This is a genomic window from Achromobacter sp. 1011811831, from assembly GCF_059760905.1.
The window spans coordinates 1-639 of the sequence record NZ_JCBANG010000212.1; the positions used below are offsets into that span (position 1 = coordinate 1).

At 63.7% G+C, this 639-nt stretch carries 1 protein-coding gene; it reads left to right on the plus strand.

Annotation, left to right across the window (positions count from 1 at the left end; genetic code table 11):
* The coding region (locus tag AC6LJ9_RS30635) for a VCBS domain-containing protein (protein WP_498150453.1) at nt 1–639 on the plus strand (639 nt) is incomplete at both ends.

Here is a 639-nt window from a genome sequence, read left to right on the forward strand (position 1 = left end):
CGATCGACGCCAACGGCAACTGGAAGTACGAGCTCGACAACAACGATCCCAAGGTCCAGGCCCTGGGCGTGGGCGAGAAGCTGGTCGAGACCTTCGAAGTCGTCACCGCCGACGGCACCAAGGGCACGGTCACCGTCACCATCAATGGCACCAACGATGCCCCGGTCATCAGCGGCCAGGCCTCCGGCGAAGTCACCGATGGCGGCAACACCAGCACCACCGGCCAGCTCGGCAAGACCGACGTCGACGTCAACGACACCCACACCTGGTCCGTCAGCAACGACGGCAAGGGCAAGTACGGCACTTTCACGGTCGATCAGACCGGCAAGTGGACCTACAACCTGGACGGCGCCAACACCGACGTCAAGGGCCTGAAGACCGGCGAGTCCATCACCGAGACCTTCACCGTCTACGTGGACGATGGCAAGGGCGGCAAGACCCCCGAGACCATCACCGTCAAGATCAATGGCACCAACGACGGCGCCATCATCACCCCGAGCAAGCCGGGCGATGACAAGGGTTCCGTCACCGAAGACGACAAGCTCACCGCCAACGGCAAGCTGGACGTGGTCGACCCCGACAAGGGCGAAGCCGTGTTCAAGCCCCAGACCGACACCGCCGGCACGCATGGCAAGTTCT